Here is a 16,156-nt window from a genome sequence, read left to right as displayed (position 1 = left end):
GCATGGCCTTTGCGCTGACCGAAGAGCAGGTGATGATCCAGACCATGGCGCGGGACTTCGCCCGAGAGGTGCTTTTGCCCACCGCCTCGGAGCGCGACCGCACCCATGAGTTTCCCCGCGATAACCTGCTCCAAATGGGCGAGCTGGGCTTCATGGGCATGATGGTGCCCGATACCTACGGCGGGGCGGGGGTGGACACCGTGAGCTACGCCCTGGCCCTGAGCGAGATCGCCTATGCCTGCGCTTCCACCGCCGTGGTGATGAGCGTACACAACTCCATCTGCTGCGAGGCCCTGGTGCGCTTCGCCAGCGAGGAGCAAAAGCAGCACTGGCTACCCCGGATGACCACCGGGGAGTGCATCGGGGCCTTTGCCCTCACCGAACCGGGCGCGGGCTCCGACCCCTCCAGCCAGCGCACCACCGCCGTCTTGGACGGCGACGAGTGGGTGATCAACGGGGCCAAGCAGTTCATCACCACCGGCAAGAACGCCGGGGTGGTGATGGTCACCGCCGTGACCGACAAAAACAAGCGCCACCGGGGCATCAGCGCCTTTTTGGTGCCCCAGGGCACCCCGGGCATGATCGTGGGCAAGGTGGAGGAAAAGCTGGGGCTCAGGGCCAGCGACACGGTGCAGCTCATCTTCGAGGACTGCCGGGTGCCCATGGAGAGCATCCTGGGCAAGCCGGGGGACGGCTTCCGCATGGCCATGGTCTGCCTGGACAGCGGGCGCATCGGCATCGCCGCCCAGTCGGTGGGCGTGGCCATGGCTTGCCTGGACGAGGCCATGGAGTTCACCAAGGCCCGAGAGCAGTTCGGGCGGCCCATCAGCGATTTTCAGGGCATCCGCTGGAAACTGGCCGACATGGCCACCCAGATCGAGGCGGCGCGGCTTTTGTTCCTCAACGCGGCCAGCCTCAAGGACCTGGGCAAGCGCTACTCCATGGAGGCCTCCATGGCCAAGCTGTTCGCCAGCGAGATGGTGCAGCAGGTGGCGGGTCAGGCCATCCAGATGCACGGGGGCTACGGCTTCTGCTCCGAATACCCCGTGGAACGCCACTACCGCGACTGCCGGGTGTTCACCCTGTACGAGGGCACCAGCGAGATTCAGCGGGTGGTGATCAGCAACAACTTGTTGGGGCCGCAGATGGTGCGCTGAGGAGGGGTGAGATTTTCAATGAAGCGAGAGGGCGGGTTACATGCCCGCCCTCGTTTTTTGCGACCCGCCTTAGGTTTTATTCAAACGGCTTGCTGGTATAGCGGTAGGCTCTGAGGATTTTCTTCTCGTTGTCAAAGGTGAGGTAGAGCCGCTCCTTGACGATGCCGCCGGAGCGCTCCTTGATCCAATAGGCGGTGAACAGCTTGTCGCCGTGGGAGAGGCTGGTGGGCGGGCCCCAGCGGTCCACCGCCTCGTCGTAGGTGAGCACCCCCACCTCCTGGTGCAGGTTCTCCTCCACCGGGCCGAACGAGCTGGCCCCGCCGCAGGCCGCGGCCAATGCGGCCAGAAGCGCCAGAGCCACAATGATTGCCAGGCGAAAACGCATGCCCTCTAATCCCCCGACAACACCGGCTCCACCACCGGGTGGCCGAACAGCTCGTTGACCTGGTCGAACAGGGCCGGGGCCGCCTCCACCCGGTATTGGCCGGGCAGGGCCAACACCGCCTCGCCCTTGCCGGGTACGCTGAGATGCAGCGACACCCGGCAGGCGCCGGGGTGCTTGGCCAGGGCCTGGCGCAACAGCACCATCTTCTCGCGGGTGAGGCCGGTGGCCTCCAGGCGCAGGCGCAGGCGGCTGGTGCGGGCCTGGGCCGCCCCGGTTAGGGGCTCCACCGCGGTGGCCTTGATCTTGATGCCTCGCTCGTCCTTGTCCACCGTGCCCTTGACCAGCACCGGCTCGTCGCCGCTCAGGAGATCCGCGGCCTTGGCGTAGCAGTCCGGGAAGCAGATCACCTCCACGGTTCCCTTGAGGTCCTCCATGTCCACGAAGGCCATGCGATCGCCCTTTTTGGTGATCTTCTCTTTTATCTTGGCCGCCACCCCGGCCATGGTGATGCTCATGCCGTCGCTGGCCGCCTTGAGGCTCACCGTGTCCAGGGTGCCCAGACGCTTGATCTCGTCCTGATAGTCGCTGAGCGGGTGGCCGGTGATGTAAAAGCCGATGGCTTCCTTCTCGTAGGACAGGCGGTCGGACTCGCTCCACAGGGGTACGTTGGGTAGCTCCGGCGCGGCGGCCTCGGCCCCCCCGCTCATGAGCTCGAAGATGGAGGATTGGCCCGCGTCGCTGTCGCGGCGCATCTTCTGGCCATGCTCCAGGGCCTCGTCCAATACCGCCATCAGTTGGGCCCGGTGGGCTCCGGTGCTGTCAAAGGCCCCGCACTTGACCAGGCTCTCCAATACTCGGCGGTTGACCTTGCGCAAATCCACCCGCTCGCACAGGTCGTGCAGGCCGCTGAACTCGTCGCCTTGTTCCCGAGCGGCGATGATGGCCTCCACCGCGCCGCGCCCCACGTTCTTTACCGCGGCCAGGCCGAAGCGGATGGCGTTGTCGGCCACGGTGAAGTCGATGCCCGAGTGGTTGATGTCCGGTGGCAGCACGGTGAGGCCGCGCTCGCGGCACTCGCCGATATGGGCCATGACCTTGTCGGTGTCGTTGACCTCGCTGGTGAGCAGCGCGGCCATGAACTCCAGCGGGTAGTGGGCCTTGAGGAAGGCGGTCTGATAGGCGATGAGGGCATAGGCGGCGGAGTGGGACTTGTTGAAGCCGTAGCCCGCGAATTTTTCGATGAGGTCGAACAGAGCGCCCGACTTTTCGCGGGGTATGCCCTTTTCCAGGGCGCCCTCCAGAAAGCGCTCCTTTTGCTGGCTCATGACCTGGGGGTCTTTTTTGCCCATGGCCCGGCGCAGGATGTCGCCCTCGCCCAGGGAGTAGCCCGCCAGGCGCATGGCGATCTCCATGACCTGCTCCTGGTACACGATGACCCCGTAGGTCTCCTTGAGCACCGGCTCCAGCTGGGGCAGGTCGTAGGACACCTTTTTGGTGCCGTGCTTGCGGGCCACGAAGTCGTCCACCATGCCCGACTCCAGGGGGCCGGGCCGGTACAGGGCCACCAGGGCGATGACGTCCTCGAACACCTCGGGCCTGAGCTTGGCCAACAGCTCCTTCATGCCCGATGACTCCAACTGGAACACGCCGGTGGTGTCGCCCCGGGAAAGCAGCTCAAAGGTGGGCCGGTCCTCCAGGTCGATGTCCTCGATGGCGAAGTCGGGATCGTGGTTGGCCCGCACCATCTCCACGGCCAGGGCGATGACCGTCAGGGTCTTGAGGCCCAGAAAGTCGAACTTGATCAGCCCGGCCTTTTCCACGCACTTCATGTCGAACTGGGTGACGTTTTCCTCGCCGGTGCCGCGATAGAGGGGCACCACCTGATCCAGGGGCACGTCGCCGATGACCACCCCGGCGGCATGGGTGGAGGCGTGGCGGGGCAGGCCCTCCAACAGGCGGGCGATGTCCAGGAGCTTTTGCACCTGGGGGTCGGCCTTCATGCGCTCCACCAGGCGGGGCTCGGAGTCCAGGGCCTCGTCCAGGGAGATGCCCAGCTTGGCGGGCACCAACTTGGCGATCTGGTCCACCTCGTTGTAGGGGATGTTCATGGCCCGGCCCACGTCGCGCAGCACCGCCCGGGCCTGCATGGTCCCGTAGGTGATGATCTGGGAGACGTGGTCCGCCCCGTACTTCTGGGTGACGTACTCGATCACCTCGCCCCGGCGGTTGTAGCAAAAGTCCACGTCGATGTCGGGCATGGACTTGCGCTCGATGTTCAGGAAGCGCTCGAAGATCAGCTTGTAGCGGATGGGGTCCAGGTCGGTGATGCGCATGGAATAGGCCACCAGGCTGCCGGCCGCCGAACCGCGCCCCGGGCCCACGGGGATGCCGTGGTCCTTGGCCCAGTTGATGAAGTCGGCCACCACCAGGAAATAGCCGGGGAAGCCCATCTTGCACAGCACGTCCAGCTCGTATTCCAGGCGGTCCTTGTACTCCTGGCGGTCAAAGGCCAGGCCCCGCTGTTCGATCTCCTTGAGGCGCTTGTCCAGGCCCTCCCAGGAGACCTTGCGCAGCCGGTCCTCGGCGGTCTCCCCGTTGTCCAGGTGGAACACCGGGAAGCGGAGTTGGCCCAGGGGTATCTCCATGTTGCAGCGGGCGGCGATGTCCGCGCAGTTGGAGATGGTCTCGGGCAGCTCGGGGAACAGGTCGGCCATCTCCTCGGGCGACTTGAAGTAGATCTCGCCCGAGAGCTTCATGCGGTCGGCCGCGTCCACCGTCTTGCCGGTCTGGATGCACAGGAGCACGTCGTGGGCCTCGTGGTCTTCGCGCCTGAGGTAGTGGCAATCGTTGGTGGCCACCAGGCCCAGACCCAGGCGCCGGGCCAGGTCGATGAGGCCGGGGTTGACCTTCTTCTGCTCGGGCAGCCCGGCGTCCTGCAGCTCGATGAAAAAGTTGTTCTCGCCCATGATTTGGGCGAACTCGCGGGCCGCGGCCTCGGCCAGGTCGTCGCGCCCGGCCAGCATGAGCTGGGGCACCTTGCCCTGCAGGCAGGCGCTCATGGCGATGAGCCCCTCGTGGTGCTCGCGCAACAGCTCCATGTCGATGCGCGGCTTGTAGTAGAAGCCCTCGGTGAACCCGGCGCTGACCAGGCGCACCAGGTTCTGGTAGCCAATGAGGTCCTTGGCCAACAGCACCAGGTGGTTGGCGACGATCTGGCCGGGGCGGTGCTCCTTGTCCCTACGGTCGCCGGGGGCCACGTAGACCTCGCAGCCGATGATGGGCTTGAGCCCCGCGTCCTTGGCCTTTTGCTGGAAGTGGATGGCCCCGAACATGTTGCCGTGGTCGGTCATGGCCACGGTGTCCATGCCCAGTTCCTTGGCTCGCTTCATGAGGTCGGGCAGGCGGATGGCCCCGTCCAGCAGGCTGTATTGGGTGTGAGTGTGCAGATGGACGAAGGGCGGTGTCATTAATGATCCCTTAACCGCGAGGCATGCAGCCCTCGCTTATGTCCGAGTCGGGCCGGGTGCGGGAAAAGGCTAGGGCGCTACTCCCACTCGATGGTGCTGGGCGGCTTGGAGCTGATATCCAGCACCACCCGGTTGACCCCCTTGACCTCGTTGATGATGCGGCTGGACAGGCGCGCCAAGATCTCGTAGGGCACCCGGGACCAGTCGGCGGTCATGGCGTCCACGCTGTCCACGATTCTGAGAGCCACCACGTCCTCGTAGGTGCGCTCGTCGCCCATGACCCCCACGGTCTTGACCGGCACCAACACCGCGAAGCTCTGCCACACCTTGGTGTACAGATCGGAGGCGCGCATCTCCTCCTGCACGATGGCGTCGGCCTCGCGCAGGGTGGCCAGGCGGGGCCGGGTCACCTCGCCCATGATGCGGATGGCCAGGCCGGGGCCGGGAAAGGGCTGGCGGCTGACGATGGTCTCGGGCAGGCCCAGCTCGCGGCCCACCTCGCGGCACTCGTCCTTGAACAGCTCCCGGAGGGGCTCCACCAGCTTGAGCTTCATCTTTTCGGGCAGGCCGCCCACGTTGTGGTGGCTCTTGATCACCGCGCTGGGGCCCTTGAAGCTCACGCTTTCGATGACGTCGGGGTAGAGGGTGCCCTGGGCCAGGTACTGCACTTCGCCCGCGATCTTGGCGGCCTCGGCGTCGAACACCTCGATGAAGGTGTGGCCGATGATGCGCCGCTTCTCCTCAGGGTCGGTGATTCCCTTGAGGCGATCCAGGAACAGGTCGGCCGCGTCCACCACCACCAGGTTGAGGCCGAAGACGTCGCGGAACAGCCCCGCCACCTCGGCCACCTCTCCGGCGCGCAGCACCCCGTTGTCCACGAAGATGCTGGTCAGGTCCTTGCCGATGGCCTTGTGCAGCAACAGGGCCACCACCGAGGAGTCCACTCCGCCGCTCAGGGCGCAGATGACCTTCTGGCCGCCCAGGCGCTCTTTAAAATCGGCGATGGTGGCCTCGGCGAAGTTGTGCATGGTCCAGATGGGGTCGCAGCCGCAGTCGCCCAAGACGAAGGCGGCCAGCATGGCCGCGCCGCCGTGGGTGTGGGCCACCTCGGGGTGGAACTGCACCCCGTAGATGCGCCGCTCGGGGTCGCCCATGGCCGCCACCGGGGAGTTGGCGGTCACCGCCAGGGTCTCGAAGCCCTGGGGCATCTTTTCGATGCGGTCGCCGTGGCTCATCCACACCGGCTGGGGCTCATCGAGGCCGCATTCGCGGAAAGGGCCGGCCTGCCGTTGGATGTTGAGCTTGGCCGGTCCGTATTCGCGCTTGGCGCCCCGGGCCACCTTGCCGCCCAAAAGGTGGGTGAGGATCTGCATGCCGTAGCAGATGCCCAGCACCGGCACCCCCAGCTCGAAGATGGCCGGGTCCACGCTGGGCGCGCCTGGCTCGTAGCAGGAGGCCGGGCCGCCGCTGAGAATTATGCCCCTGGCCCCATAGGCCTTGATCTCGTCCGGGGGCATGGTGCAGGGGTGGATCTCGCAGTAGACCCTGGCCTCGCGCACCCGGCGGGCGATGAGCTGGGTGGTCTGGGAACCGAAGTCCAGGACCAGGATTTTCTGTTCGTGTATTTCGCTCACGATCACTCCACCCGGTAGTTGGGGGCTTCCTTGGTAATGGTCACGTCGTGCACGTGGCTCTCGCGCAGGCCTGCGGCGGTTATCTTCACGAAGCTGGCCTTGGCCCTGAGCTCTTCCAGGTTGGCCGCGCCCACGTAGCCCATGCCCGCCTTGAGCCCGCCCAAGAGCTGGTACACGCTGTCGGCCAGCTTGCCCCGGTAGGGCACCCGGCCCACGATGCCCTCGGGCACCATCTTGTTGGCCTCGACGGTCTGGTCCTGGCCGTAGCGGTCGGCGCTGCCTTGGCGCATGGCGTCGATGGAGCCCATGCCCCGGTAGACCTTGTAGCGGCGCCCCTGGAAGAGGATCGTCTCGCCGGGGCTCTCCTCGGTGCCCGCGAACAGCGAGCCGATCATCACCACCTGGGCCCCACCGGCCAGGGCCTTGGTGAGGTCGCCGGAGAACTTGACTCCGCCGTCGGCCACCAGGGGCACCCCGGCGGCGGTCGTGACCTCCGACACCTCGAAGATGGCGCTCATCTGGGGCACGCCCACGCCGGCCACCACCCGGGTGGTGCAGATGCTGCCCGGCCCCACGCCCACCTTGACCGCGTCGGCCCCGGCGTCGATGAGGGCCTTGGCCCCCTCGGCGGTGGCGATATTGCCCGCCACCAGCTGGGCATCGGGAAAGGCCCGCTTGATCTCGGCCACCGTGTCGATGACCCCTTGGGCGTGGCCGTGGGCCGAATCCACCACCAGGACGTCCACCCCGGCGTTGATCAGGGCCTCGGCCCGCTGGAGGCCCTCATCGCCGGCTCCCACCGCCGCCCCGGCCCTGAGGCGGCCCAGGGAATCCTTGGTCGAGAAGGGATACTTGCGCACCTTCTCGATGTCCTTGATGGTGATCAGGCCCTTGAGGTTGCCCTCGCCGTCGGTGACCAGCAGCTTTTCGATGCGGTGCTGGTGCAGGATGGCCTTGGATTCCTCCAGGGTGATGCCTTCCCGGGCGGTGACCAGGTGGTCCTTGGTCATCACCTGGCTCACCGGCTGGTCCAGGTTGGTCTCGAAACGCAGGTCCCGGTTGGTGATGATGCCGACGAGCTTCTTGCCTTCTACCACCACCGGCACCCCGCTGATGCGGTAGCGGCTCATCAACTCCAACACCTGGTGCAGGCTGGCCTCGGGCCCCACGGTGACCGGGTCCACGATCATGCCCGATTCGGACTTTTTGACCTTGATAACTTCCAAGGCCTGGTCCTCGATGGGCATGTTCTTGTGGATGAAGCCCAGGCCTCCCTGGCGGGCGATGCTGATGGCGGTCCTGGAATCGGTGACCGTGTCCATGGCCGCGGTGACGATGGGGGCGTTCAGGCTCACCGCGCGGGTGAGCTGGGTGGAGGTGTCCACCTCGCGGGGCAGGACTTGGCTATGGCCCGGCTTGAGCAACAGGTCGTCAAAAGTAAGGCCTTCAGTGGGATGGTGAGATGGCATACCCTAATACCTCTTTCAAAAATGCTAGGCCGTGGCCCACCGAAGGAGAATGCCTTCAAGCAGGCCCGCGTCCATAACCGTCATTTGTTCCAGGTGCAAAACCAGCAGAAGGCCGCGCAAGATGGCCATGCCTGCCAGTATTATATCAGCCCGCTCGGGCTCCAGGCCCGGTTGTAATTTGCGCTGGGCCAGGGGCAGGGCGGCCAGGCGCTCGAGTTGCTCTTCCAGTTGATTCCGGCTCACCGCCAGGTTGTTCACCCGCCCCGCCTCATAGGTGGCCATGCCCAAAAGCAAGGCCCCCACCGTGGCCGCCGTGCCCGCGGTGGCCACCAGGCGCTGGGCCTCGATCCGGGCCAGGGGCTCCAGAGTCTGGAGCGCGGCCTGGCTCAGGGCGGCCATTTCCCCGGCGGCCGGCGGATCGCCGGCGAGGTGGGCTTCGGTGAGGCTCACCGCGCCCAGGGGCAGGCTGTGGGCCCAGCCGCCCTCCAGGGCCGCCACCTCGGTGGAGCCGCCCCCCACGTCGGCCAGCACCGCCCCTTGGGGCGAGCCCTCCAGGCGGCTCAAGATGCCGGTCCGGGACAGCTCGGCCTCTTGCTCGCCCTCCAGGATGACGGCCACGTCCAGGCCCAGCTCCCGGCCCAACCCAGCCACGAACTCCTCGCCGTCCGCGGCCAAGCGGCAGGCCTGGGTGGCCCCCAGGGCGATGCGCCGGGCGCCCAGGGAACGAGCCCGTTCCACGAAAAGCCGGGCCTGCTCCCAAGCGGCCCGGCGGGCGGCGGGAGCCAGGGGAAAACCGGGGCGCAGGCCCCGGCCCAGGCGCGGAGTGGCCAGGCCTCGCTCCAGATCGCGGTAGTCGCCATTGCCAACTTCGGCCACCAACAGCCGCAGGGTATTGGACCCCAGGTCCAGGGCGGCGGCGATCATGCGCCATTCCCGGATATATTAGCCATGATAATGGAGGCTTAGCATTTAGGAACCCCGCCGGCCGCAACAAAAAGGTTGCCCCTTTTTCTAACAGAGTGGGCCCGGATTGGCAAGACGCGGCCCCATGTCCCAGGCGGCGGTTGAGCTATTCGCCTACTCTGTTATGGTTATGCCCCAGCCCCGGAGATTGCCGATGGGCATGGGCGGCCCGCTGGGGACCGCCGGGCAGGCGCCGCACATGCAAAAGGCTTGCGCCCTTGCGTACCCACGGATTATCCTTAGAATTCAAGTGGTAATAGTGGGGTGCTGGGCGGGACGTTGACCACCTTAGGCAAAGGAGTCGGTATACATGGCCGAAAAGCTTGGCATTTTCGTATCGTCCGATGAGCATTTGGATCATCTCATCGGCATAAGCAAGGCCGCCAAGAAGGCGGGCAAAGAGGTGAGCGTCTTCCTCACCAACCGGGGGGTGCTCCTGGCCAAGGATCCCCGCTTTCCTGAAATGGGCGAGTTGGCTCACGTTAGCCTGTGCAACGTCAACTTCGAGGCGTTCAAGATGGAAAAACCCATCCCGGTGGTGGCGGACAAGGATTTCGCCACCCAGATGCGCCACGCCGATATGATCGCCGAGTGCGATCGCTACATCGTGCTGTAGGGGAGGGGAACCATGGAAGGCATCGAAAGAGTATGCATTTTGGTCAACGAGCCCCAGGATTCCTGGGAGGGCCTGCGTTCCACCCTGGGCCTGCTGGTGGAGAACCTTTGGGGCGCCTGTTTTTTCATCGACACCACCATCGAGCTGCCGGCCGAAAAGAGCGAGGAGGAGTTCCAGGAGAACCTGGAGATGCTCGACGACCTGGAGGGCGAGTGCTACACCAACGTCAAAGCCAATGCCGACCGCTTTGAGTTCCTGGAGTACCTGTCCCTGGAGGAGATGGTCGAGAAGATCAAAACCTACCAGATCATCGTGCCGTTCTAGGAGGGTTCCATGAGCACGCTCTACATCGTAAAAACCCAGCCCACCCCCAGCACCGAGTTTCTCATCAAAGCCCTGGGCGAGGGAAAGGAAACCACTCGCTACGACCTCTATCAGGAGCAGGACTACGACAAGCTGGTGGAACTCATTTTCGCCAACGAGGAGATCATCTCCTGGTGGTAGGCCCGCTATTCGCCTGACCATGGGGCCGCCGCCGTCTCGGCGGTGGCTCTGTCATGAGGGGACCATGCCTTGCCCTAAGCCGCTTCGCTTGCCAGGCGCGATAGCCGTTCTGCTGGCCCTGCTTTTGGGCCCGAGCTGCATGCACCTGAAGCAGGTCAGCCCCGGGCCGGGGCCCCAGGAGCTGTACCGGGCCCAGGGCGGGCCGGACACGGCCCGGCGCCTGGCCCCGGCTTGGGTGATCCACGGCTGGGAGCAGGCCTACAACCGCATCGGCCAGCCCGTGGCCTCGCGGGACGCGCAGGGCCAGGAACAGATCGTCATGGACCCGGCCCGTCCGGCCATGTATTGGCGGGCCGTGCCTTTCCAGGCCGCCCACGGCTCCTACACCGCCTATATCTACCGGGTTCACTTCCCCTCCACCCCGGTGAGCCTGATTCCCTTTTTCATCGGCGCGGGCAGCAACATGGGCCTGTTCGTGGTTGTGATCATCGACCAGGCCAACCAGCCGGTGCTGGTGGTCACCCTGGGCACCTGTGGCTGCTACACCTCGCTCACCCCCACCAATTTCACCCCGGCGGCGGCCTATCCCCCCGGTTGGCGGGACCAGCCGGTGGAGCTCTATGGCGAGAGCTTCCCGGCTCGCCTGGACTACGGTGGCCAGGAGCGGCCCCGCCTGGTGGTTCAGGTGCGCCCCGGCGAACACCGGGTCATGGGCCTCGGCGTGCAGCCCGCCGCCCGCCTGGCCGAGCCCAACCTGTACCGGACCCACGCCACTCCCCTGCGGCCCGCCGACGAGCTGCGCCGCCTGCCCCTGGGCCAAGGCACCACCAGCCTGTTCTATGAGGACGGGGTCTTGGAGGGCCACGTGAAGGGGGCCTGGAAGCCCTGGGAGACCATGTTCATCGGATGGTGGTGCCTGGACGGCACGGTGGGCATGGACAAGGCCTATGGAGTGAAGGGCAACCCCCTTTACACCAGCCTGCAGCCCTGGTATCGCCAGAGTTCGGACCTCAGCGACCTGCCGGGTTTCCTGAAGTTCTGGGGCTGGAATTTCTGACGCTTTAGTCGATGTCCCTTATGGCTGGTTCGCGTAACGATTATCACGTCCAGCTGGTCGTAAAAAAATGCCCCCAGGCCCCTGCCGCCCCCTTAAAATGATAAGTAATTAACCGGTGATTGAAAGGGGGGTGTAATGGATCAGAGAACCCACGCCTGGATCGCCATCCGGGCCATCCGCTTACTAGAGGCGGAGAACCAGGTTCCCCGGATTGTCGAATTGCTGCGGCCGCACGTCAAGGAGGCGGCCATCGGTGCTTGGATACCCGACAAGCGCGACGCCAAGCTGGGCGGCTCCAAAACCCAGAACCACATTTTCAAGATGGGGCCCTACGACGGATTTTTGAAGTCGCGCTTCGTGGTCTCACAAAAAAAGCTGGCCCAAAAGCTCGGGCCTGAGCGCCAGGTGCTGGCCTTTCTGGCCGAACACGAGGACATCCTGGACAGCGATTGGTGGAAACAGCCCTACAAGGCCGATCCCCCGCCAGGGCAACACCTGCCCAACCGGGCCATGGCCCTGACCATCAACAACCTGGACATGCTCATCTTGGGCGATCAGCCGGTGCAGGAGATTCTGCCCGGCCGGGTCGCCTTCATCGAAAAGGTCAAACCGGCGCTACGCTGTTCCTCCGGCCAAATCGCCCTGTTTTTCTTCATGCTGAGCCATTTCGCAGCCGACGCCCTGATGCCCTGCCACTGTGACGAGCGGGACCTTTCCGATTACAACAACGGCCTGCACATGCAACTGGAGAAGCACTGGAGCAAGAAAGTCGGGACCTACTTTACCGAAAAGAAGCTGATGGAAAACGAGGCCGACGCCCAGGAAGTCCTCGACCAGGCGGAAAGCATCGATCAGAAATTCGCCTTGCAATTCGCAGACACGATTCCGGAGCTGGGCGCCAGGGACATCTGGGAAGAGATGGTCCTGGTCTGCCGCGCCTCCTTCGGGGTGGCCAGCGTAATCGCCCCGCCAGCCAAGTGGCCCTACAAGCCGGCCTCCCAGGAGCCGGCGCCCTTTGAGTCGCTGTTCGAACAAGACGAAGCGGGCGCGGCGCTCTTGGCCGAGGTCGATCGGGTGGCGCTGCACGACGCGGTGTTGAACGTGGCCATGGCCTGGAAGCACATCTGGCAAAAGTTTTCCTGAGCGGGTGGGGCTAGCCGGAGCGCTACGAAGGGAAGCTCGGCCTGGGGACTAAAGTAAAAGGGCGCGCCCTGATGGGCGCGCCCTTTTGTCTTCGTTCTCTACGGTAGGAGGGAAGTCTGATGTCTCATCATGCTGGGGTTACATGTTGTAGAGTTCAGAACCGTAGAGACGAATCCAGTCTTTTTTAAGACATTCAATTGCCTCTTTGGTCTGATCACCGACGCCGAGGATCAAGATCGTCGCTTCGCCGGTTTGGATGCAAGGGTAGATGTAATCCACGTTAACTTGAGCCCGCTTGAGAGGATTGAGCACTGCCAGGAGACCCCCGGCGTGGTGCGGCGTTTCAGCTGCCACCACATCCTCTTGCTTCACATCAAGCCCTTGTCCTGTTAGAACATTAACCCCTTTTTCCGGATTGTCCACCACAAAACGCATTATGCCGTCACCACTGGAGGTTGAGGTGGACACGAACAGCCCCAAGACGTTGACTCCGGCGTCTCCGAGCATCTCGCTGACCGAGGCCAGCTGGCCCGGTTGGTTGGGCATGGTTATGGTGAGCTGCTTGACGGTCATGCGCTCTTCTCCTTGGCCAGCGCCTGGCGGGCGGCATCGGCTCCCACTTCCAGGGCGCGCCGGTTTAGTTCCAGCACCTTGGGTTTCTTGCCCAGGCCGGTCTCGGCCAGGGCCTCTTTCAGGGCATCGATGGTCAACACGCCGGTGGCTTGGGCCAGGGCCCCCACCATGATCACGTTGGCCGAGCGATCCTCGCCCAGCTCGTGGGCCAACTCGTTCAGGGCGACCGGCACCACGGTGACGTCGTCGCGCTTGATCTCGCCGTGCACCAGCGAGGAGTTGATGAGCAGGATGCCCCCGGGCGCGATCATGTTGGCGAAACGCACCAGGCTGGGGTTGTTCATCACGATAACATAATCCGGGTTGCTGGCCACCGGCGAGGCGATCTCCTCGTCGCTGACCACCACGGTGCAGTTGGCGGTGCCGCCGCGCACCTCGGCGCCGTAGGCGGGCAAATAGGTCACGTTCTTGCCCTGACGCATGGCGGTGAGCGCGGTGAGGTAGCCCATGAGCAACACGCCTTGGCCGCCGAACCCCGCAAAGATCATTTTATTGGTCATGGCGGCCTCCTAATCCTTGTCGTATCCGGTGATGTCCTTGATCACCCCCAGGGGGAAGATCTTGGTCATCTCCTTGTCGGTCCACTCATAGGCGGCCACCGGGTCCATCTTCCAGTTGGTGGGGCAGGGGGAGAGCACCTCCACCAGGGCGAAGCCCAGGCCGTCCAACTGCACCTGGAAGGCCTTTTTGATGGCCTTCTTGGCCCGGCGGATGTGCTTGGGGGTGGCCACGCTCACCCGCTCCAAAAACACGCTGCCCTTGGCCTGGCCCAGCATCTGGGTGAGGTCCAGGGGCTGGCCGTCGCGCACCACGTCCCGGCCGCCGGGGGTGGTGGTGGAGCCCATGCCGGGCAGGGTGGTGGGGGCCATCTGGCCGCCGGTCATGCCGTAGGTGCCGTTGTTGACGAAGATGGCCGTTACCTTCTCGCCCCGGTTGGCGGCGTGGATGCTCTCGGCGGTGCCGATGGCCGCGATGTCGCCGTCGCCCTGGTAGGTGAAGACCACGTGGTCTTTGAGCACCCGCTTGAGGCCGGTGGCCACGGCCAGGGCCCTGCCGTGGGGCGCTTCGCCGGTGTCCACGTCGAAGTAGTTGTAGGCCAGCACCGCGCAGCCCGCCGGGGGAACCCCGATGGTGCGCTCCTGGATGCCCAGCTCGTCGATCACCTCGGCCACCAGGCGGTGGATGATGCTGTGTCCGCAGCCGGGGCAATAGTGGAACAGGTTTTCCTTGAGGCTCTTGGGCGCTTCGAATATCTTTTTCATGCCGCGCCTCCCAGCCGCTCGCCCTGCTGATCTCTGTCCATCAGCCCGGCTTGATAGTAGTAGTGGCTTATCTGGTGGGCCACCTCGTCCGGGGTGGGGATCACCCCGCCGGGGCGTCCGTAGAGGTGCACCTGGGCCTGGCCCTCCACGGCCATCTTCACGTCCTCCACCATCTGCCCGGCGCTCATCTCGAACACCAACAACTGGCGCACCACCCGGCTGAGCTCCTTAAGGGGCTTCTCCGGAAAGGGCCAGAGCGTCTTGGGCCTGAGCAGCCCCACCTTGAGGCCCATCTCGCGCACCCGCTTGATGGCCCCCTTGGCGATGCGCGCCGCGGTGCCGTAGGCCACCACCACCTGGCGGGCGTCTTCGAGCATGTACTCTTCCCAGTCGGTCTCGTTGCGCACCACCGCGTCGTATTTGCGCACCAGCTTGAAGTTGTGGTCCTCCAGCACCTTGGGGGCCAGCAGGAGCGAAAGGATCACCCGGCTGGGCCGCCCCTTGGCCCCGGTGAGGGTCCAGTCCTTGACCGGCAGGTCGGCCGGGTCGATGGGCTCGGGGAACTCCACCGGCTCCATCATCTGGCCCATCATGCCGTCGCCCATGATCATCACCGGGTTGCGGTATTTGTCGGCCAGGTCAAAGGCCTTGATGGTCAGGTCGCACAGCTCCTGGCAAGAGGCCGGAGCCAGCACGATGGTGCGGTAGTCGCCGTGGCCGCCGCCCCGGGTAGCCTGAAAATAGTCGCTCTGGGCCGGGGCGATGTTGCCCAGGCCCGGTCCGCCGCGCACCACGTTGGCGATCACCGCCGGCAGCTCCAGGCCCGCCAGATAGCTGAGCCCCTCCTGCATCAGGCTGATGCCCGGGCTGGAGGAGGTGGTCATAACCCGAGCCCCGGCCATGGCCGCGCCGATGACCATGTTGATGGAGGCCAGCTCGCTCTCGGCCTGCACGAAGGTGCCCCCCACCTGGATCAGGCGGCCGGACATGTACTCGGGCACTTCGTTCTGGGGGGTGATGGGATAGCCGAAGTAATAGCGGCAACCGGCCCGCACGGCGGCCTCGCCCAATACGTGGGATCCTCGCATCAATTGCTTAGGCACGGTACACCTCAATGGCAATGTCAGGGCAGGTGAGGGCGCAAAGGGTGCACGCGGTGCAGCAGTCGCCGTCCTCTCCCTGGCTGAACTCGGCGGGGTAATAGCCCTTGTCGTTGAGACCGGAACTGATGGCTATGCACTCTTTGGGGCAGACCGAGACGCATAACTTGCAGCCCTTGCACTTTTCCCGGTCAATAATGATTTTGCCTTTTGCCATGAGGCCTCCCGGTGAATGGTTGCCGGATTATGATATTCGGTGATGGGGGATCGCGGATGTGTAAATCTAGGAATGCAGTCTAATAGCAGGAAGAAATCGGCAAGTCAAGCAAATGAGCGCTTGTGCGCGGTTTGACACCCCCCCGCGCGCCCCATAGAATACAAAGGCGAACATTCCGAATTTAATGCCAAACTTCATGAGCAGCGAGGCCAGCCATGACCGAATGCACCTCCGAGATCCAGCGCCCCACCCCGGCCGAGCGCCGAGAGGCCCTCAGCAAGCTGGAAGAGCACCACGACTTCCCCTGCGTGTACATGTTCAAGGCGATCGGCTACAACTCCGGCGAATTCGCCCAGGAGGTGCGCCAGGCGGCCGAGTCGGTGCTGGGGCCCATAATGGGCAAGGACGAGGTGCGTTCGCGGCCCTCCTCCGGGGACAAGTACCTGGCGGTGACCATCGACACCCAGGTGGAGAGCTCGGCCCAGGTGCTGGACGTGTACGAGGCCCTGAAGGGTTTGGAGGGGCTGGTGATGCTGGCCTAGGGGGTGG

The 16,156-nt window shown here is 64.8% G+C and carries 17 protein-coding genes; 7 read left to right on the top strand and 10 right to left on the bottom strand.

The genetic code is table 11. The features are described 5' to 3' along the window. The first annotated feature begins 2 nt into the window (after positions 1–2). Entirely contained in the window at positions 3–1,157 is a 1,155-nt protein-coding gene (locus AACH32_RS12465; RefSeq protein ID WP_338599888.1) for an acyl-CoA dehydrogenase, read from the top strand. Positions 1,158–1,233: 76 nt separating this feature from the next. Here the strand turns inward: AACH32_RS12465 and AACH32_RS12460 are convergent, their stop codons facing one another. The 5 genes from AACH32_RS12460 to AACH32_RS12440 form a co-directional block, all read right to left on the bottom strand. Further along, complete coding sequence (locus tag AACH32_RS12460) at positions 1,234–1,542, bottom strand: hypothetical protein (RefSeq protein ID WP_338599887.1); 309 nt, start codon at positions 1,540–1,542, stop codon at positions 1,234–1,236. 5 nt (positions 1,543–1,547) lie between these two features. Then, positions 1,548–5,009 (bottom strand): DNA polymerase III subunit alpha, encoded by a 3,462-nt coding sequence (gene dnaE, locus AACH32_RS12455; RefSeq protein ID WP_338599886.1) that lies wholly within the window; start codon positions 5,007–5,009, stop codon positions 1,548–1,550. A 77-nt stretch (positions 5,010–5,086) separates the two neighbouring features. Next, positions 5,087–6,649, bottom strand: coding sequence for a glutamine-hydrolyzing GMP synthase (gene guaA, locus AACH32_RS12450; RefSeq protein ID WP_434062341.1), 1,563 nt, complete (start codon positions 6,647–6,649; stop codon positions 5,087–5,089). Beyond that, positions 6,646–8,112, bottom strand: a complete 1,467-nt coding sequence (guaB, locus tag AACH32_RS12445; protein ID WP_338599883.1) for an IMP dehydrogenase — start codon at positions 8,110–8,112, stop codon at positions 6,646–6,648. The genes guaA and guaB overlap by 4 nt, the downstream gene beginning before the upstream one ends. Positions 8,113–8,136: 24 nt before the next feature. After that, complete coding sequence (locus AACH32_RS12440; protein ID WP_338599881.1) at positions 8,137–9,036, bottom strand: Ppx/GppA phosphatase family protein; 900 nt, start codon at positions 9,034–9,036, stop codon at positions 8,137–8,139. Between the two features lie 349 nt (positions 9,037–9,385). Between AACH32_RS12440 and AACH32_RS12435 the strand changes: the two genes are divergently transcribed. The 5 genes from AACH32_RS12435 to AACH32_RS12415 all read left to right on the top strand — a co-directional run bounded on the left by AACH32_RS12435 (position 9,386) and on the right by AACH32_RS12415 (position 12,395). Next, the gene (locus AACH32_RS12435) at positions 9,386–9,691 is read left to right on the top strand and encodes a hypothetical protein (protein ID WP_338599880.1); all 306 of its coding nucleotides are present in this window, start codon (positions 9,386–9,388) and stop codon (positions 9,689–9,691) included. A gap of 12 nt (positions 9,692–9,703) precedes the next feature. After that, positions 9,704–10,015: a hypothetical protein gene (locus AACH32_RS12430; RefSeq protein WP_338599879.1), complete on the top strand. Its 312-nt coding sequence runs from the start codon at positions 9,704–9,706 to the stop codon at positions 10,013–10,015. Positions 10,016–10,024: 9 nt separating this feature from the next. Then, the gene (locus AACH32_RS12425) at positions 10,025–10,195 is read left to right on the top strand and encodes a hypothetical protein (RefSeq protein ID WP_338599878.1); all 171 of its coding nucleotides are present in this window, start codon (positions 10,025–10,027) and stop codon (positions 10,193–10,195) included. Positions 10,196–10,283: 88 nt separating this feature from the next. After that, a complete protein-coding gene (locus AACH32_RS12420) occupies positions 10,284–11,252 on the top strand; it encodes a hypothetical protein (protein WP_338599876.1) in 969 nt (322 codons plus the stop codon). Positions 11,253–11,387: 135 nt separating this feature from the next. Beyond that, positions 11,388–12,395, top strand: a complete 1,008-nt coding sequence (locus AACH32_RS12415; RefSeq protein ID WP_338599875.1) for a hypothetical protein — start codon at positions 11,388–11,390, stop codon at positions 12,393–12,395. A gap of 138 nt (positions 12,396–12,533) precedes the next feature. On the opposite strand, the gene AACH32_RS12410 is transcribed toward AACH32_RS12415, so the two are convergent. From AACH32_RS12410 to AACH32_RS12390, 5 genes are read right to left on the bottom strand one after another with little or no spacing between them, the layout of a single operon-like run. Further along, complete coding sequence (locus AACH32_RS12410) at positions 12,534–12,968, bottom strand: ACT domain-containing protein (RefSeq protein WP_338599873.1); 435 nt, start codon at positions 12,966–12,968, stop codon at positions 12,534–12,536. After that, positions 12,965–13,528: a 2-oxoacid:acceptor oxidoreductase family protein gene (locus AACH32_RS12405; protein ID WP_338599872.1), complete on the bottom strand. Its 564-nt coding sequence runs from the start codon at positions 13,526–13,528 to the stop codon at positions 12,965–12,967. Before AACH32_RS12405 ends, AACH32_RS12410 begins: the two co-directional genes overlap by 4 nt. A gap of 9 nt (positions 13,529–13,537) precedes the next feature. Further along, positions 13,538–14,290: a thiamine pyrophosphate-dependent enzyme gene (locus tag AACH32_RS12400; protein WP_338599870.1), complete on the bottom strand. Its 753-nt coding sequence runs from the start codon at positions 14,288–14,290 to the stop codon at positions 13,538–13,540. Further along, entirely contained in the window at positions 14,287–15,393 is a 1,107-nt protein-coding gene (locus tag AACH32_RS12395; protein ID WP_338599868.1) for a 3-methyl-2-oxobutanoate dehydrogenase subunit VorB, read from the bottom strand. The genes AACH32_RS12400 and AACH32_RS12395 overlap by 4 nt, the downstream gene beginning before the upstream one ends. Further along, positions 15,386–15,607 (bottom strand): 4Fe-4S dicluster domain-containing protein, encoded by a 222-nt coding sequence (locus AACH32_RS12390; protein ID WP_338599866.1) that lies wholly within the window; start codon positions 15,605–15,607, stop codon positions 15,386–15,388. Before AACH32_RS12390 ends, AACH32_RS12395 begins: the two co-directional genes overlap by 8 nt. Positions 15,608–15,822: 215 nt before the next feature. On the opposite strand from AACH32_RS12390, the gene AACH32_RS12385 reads away from it, so the two are divergent. Beyond that, positions 15,823–16,149: a DUF493 domain-containing protein gene (locus AACH32_RS12385; protein WP_338599863.1), complete on the top strand. Its 327-nt coding sequence runs from the start codon at positions 15,823–15,825 to the stop codon at positions 16,147–16,149. Positions 16,150–16,156: the final 7 nt, after the last annotated feature.

The organism is Desulfoferula mesophila (assembly GCF_037076455.1).
In the GTDB taxonomy this organism is placed as follows: Bacteria; Desulfobacterota; Desulfarculia; order Desulfarculales; family Desulfarculaceae; genus Desulfoferula; species Desulfoferula mesophila.
This window is presented reverse-complemented; position numbering and strand designations above follow the sequence as displayed.

Coding starts and splice junctions, on each gene's coding strand:
- dnaE (WP_338599886.1), bottom strand. CDS start 5,009: ATGACACCGCCCTTCGTCCATCTGCACACTCACACCCAATACAGCCTG.
- AACH32_RS12465 (WP_338599888.1), top strand. CDS start 3: ATGGCCTTTGCGCTGACCGAAGAGCAGGTGATGATCCAGACCATGGCG.
- AACH32_RS12425 (WP_338599878.1), top strand. CDS start 10,025: ATGAGCACGCTCTACATCGTAAAAACCCAGCCCACCCCCAGCACCGAG.
- AACH32_RS12390 (WP_338599866.1), bottom strand. CDS start 15,607: ATGGCAAAAGGCAAAATCATTATTGACCGGGAAAAGTGCAAGGGCTGC.
- AACH32_RS12430 (WP_338599879.1), top strand. CDS start 9,704: ATGGAAGGCATCGAAAGAGTATGCATTTTGGTCAACGAGCCCCAGGAT.
- guaB (WP_338599883.1), bottom strand. CDS start 8,112: ATGCCATCTCACCATCCCACTGAAGGCCTTACTTTTGACGACCTGTTG.
- AACH32_RS12435 (WP_338599880.1), top strand. CDS start 9,386: ATGGCCGAAAAGCTTGGCATTTTCGTATCGTCCGATGAGCATTTGGAT.
- AACH32_RS12400 (WP_338599870.1), bottom strand. CDS start 14,290: ATGAAAAAGATATTCGAAGCGCCCAAGAGCCTCAAGGAAAACCTGTTC.
- AACH32_RS12410 (WP_338599873.1), bottom strand. CDS start 12,968: ATGACCGTCAAGCAGCTCACCATAACCATGCCCAACCAACCGGGCCAG.
- AACH32_RS12405 (WP_338599872.1), bottom strand. CDS start 13,528: ATGACCAATAAAATGATCTTTGCGGGGTTCGGCGGCCAAGGCGTGTTG.
- AACH32_RS12460 (WP_338599887.1), bottom strand. CDS start 1,542: ATGCGTTTTCGCCTGGCAATCATTGTGGCTCTGGCGCTTCTGGCCGCA.
- AACH32_RS12415 (WP_338599875.1), top strand. CDS start 11,388: ATGGATCAGAGAACCCACGCCTGGATCGCCATCCGGGCCATCCGCTTA.
- AACH32_RS12385 (WP_338599863.1), top strand. CDS start 15,823: ATGACCGAATGCACCTCCGAGATCCAGCGCCCCACCCCGGCCGAGCGC.
- AACH32_RS12440 (WP_338599881.1), bottom strand. CDS start 9,036: ATGATCGCCGCCGCCCTGGACCTGGGGTCCAATACCCTGCGGCTGTTG.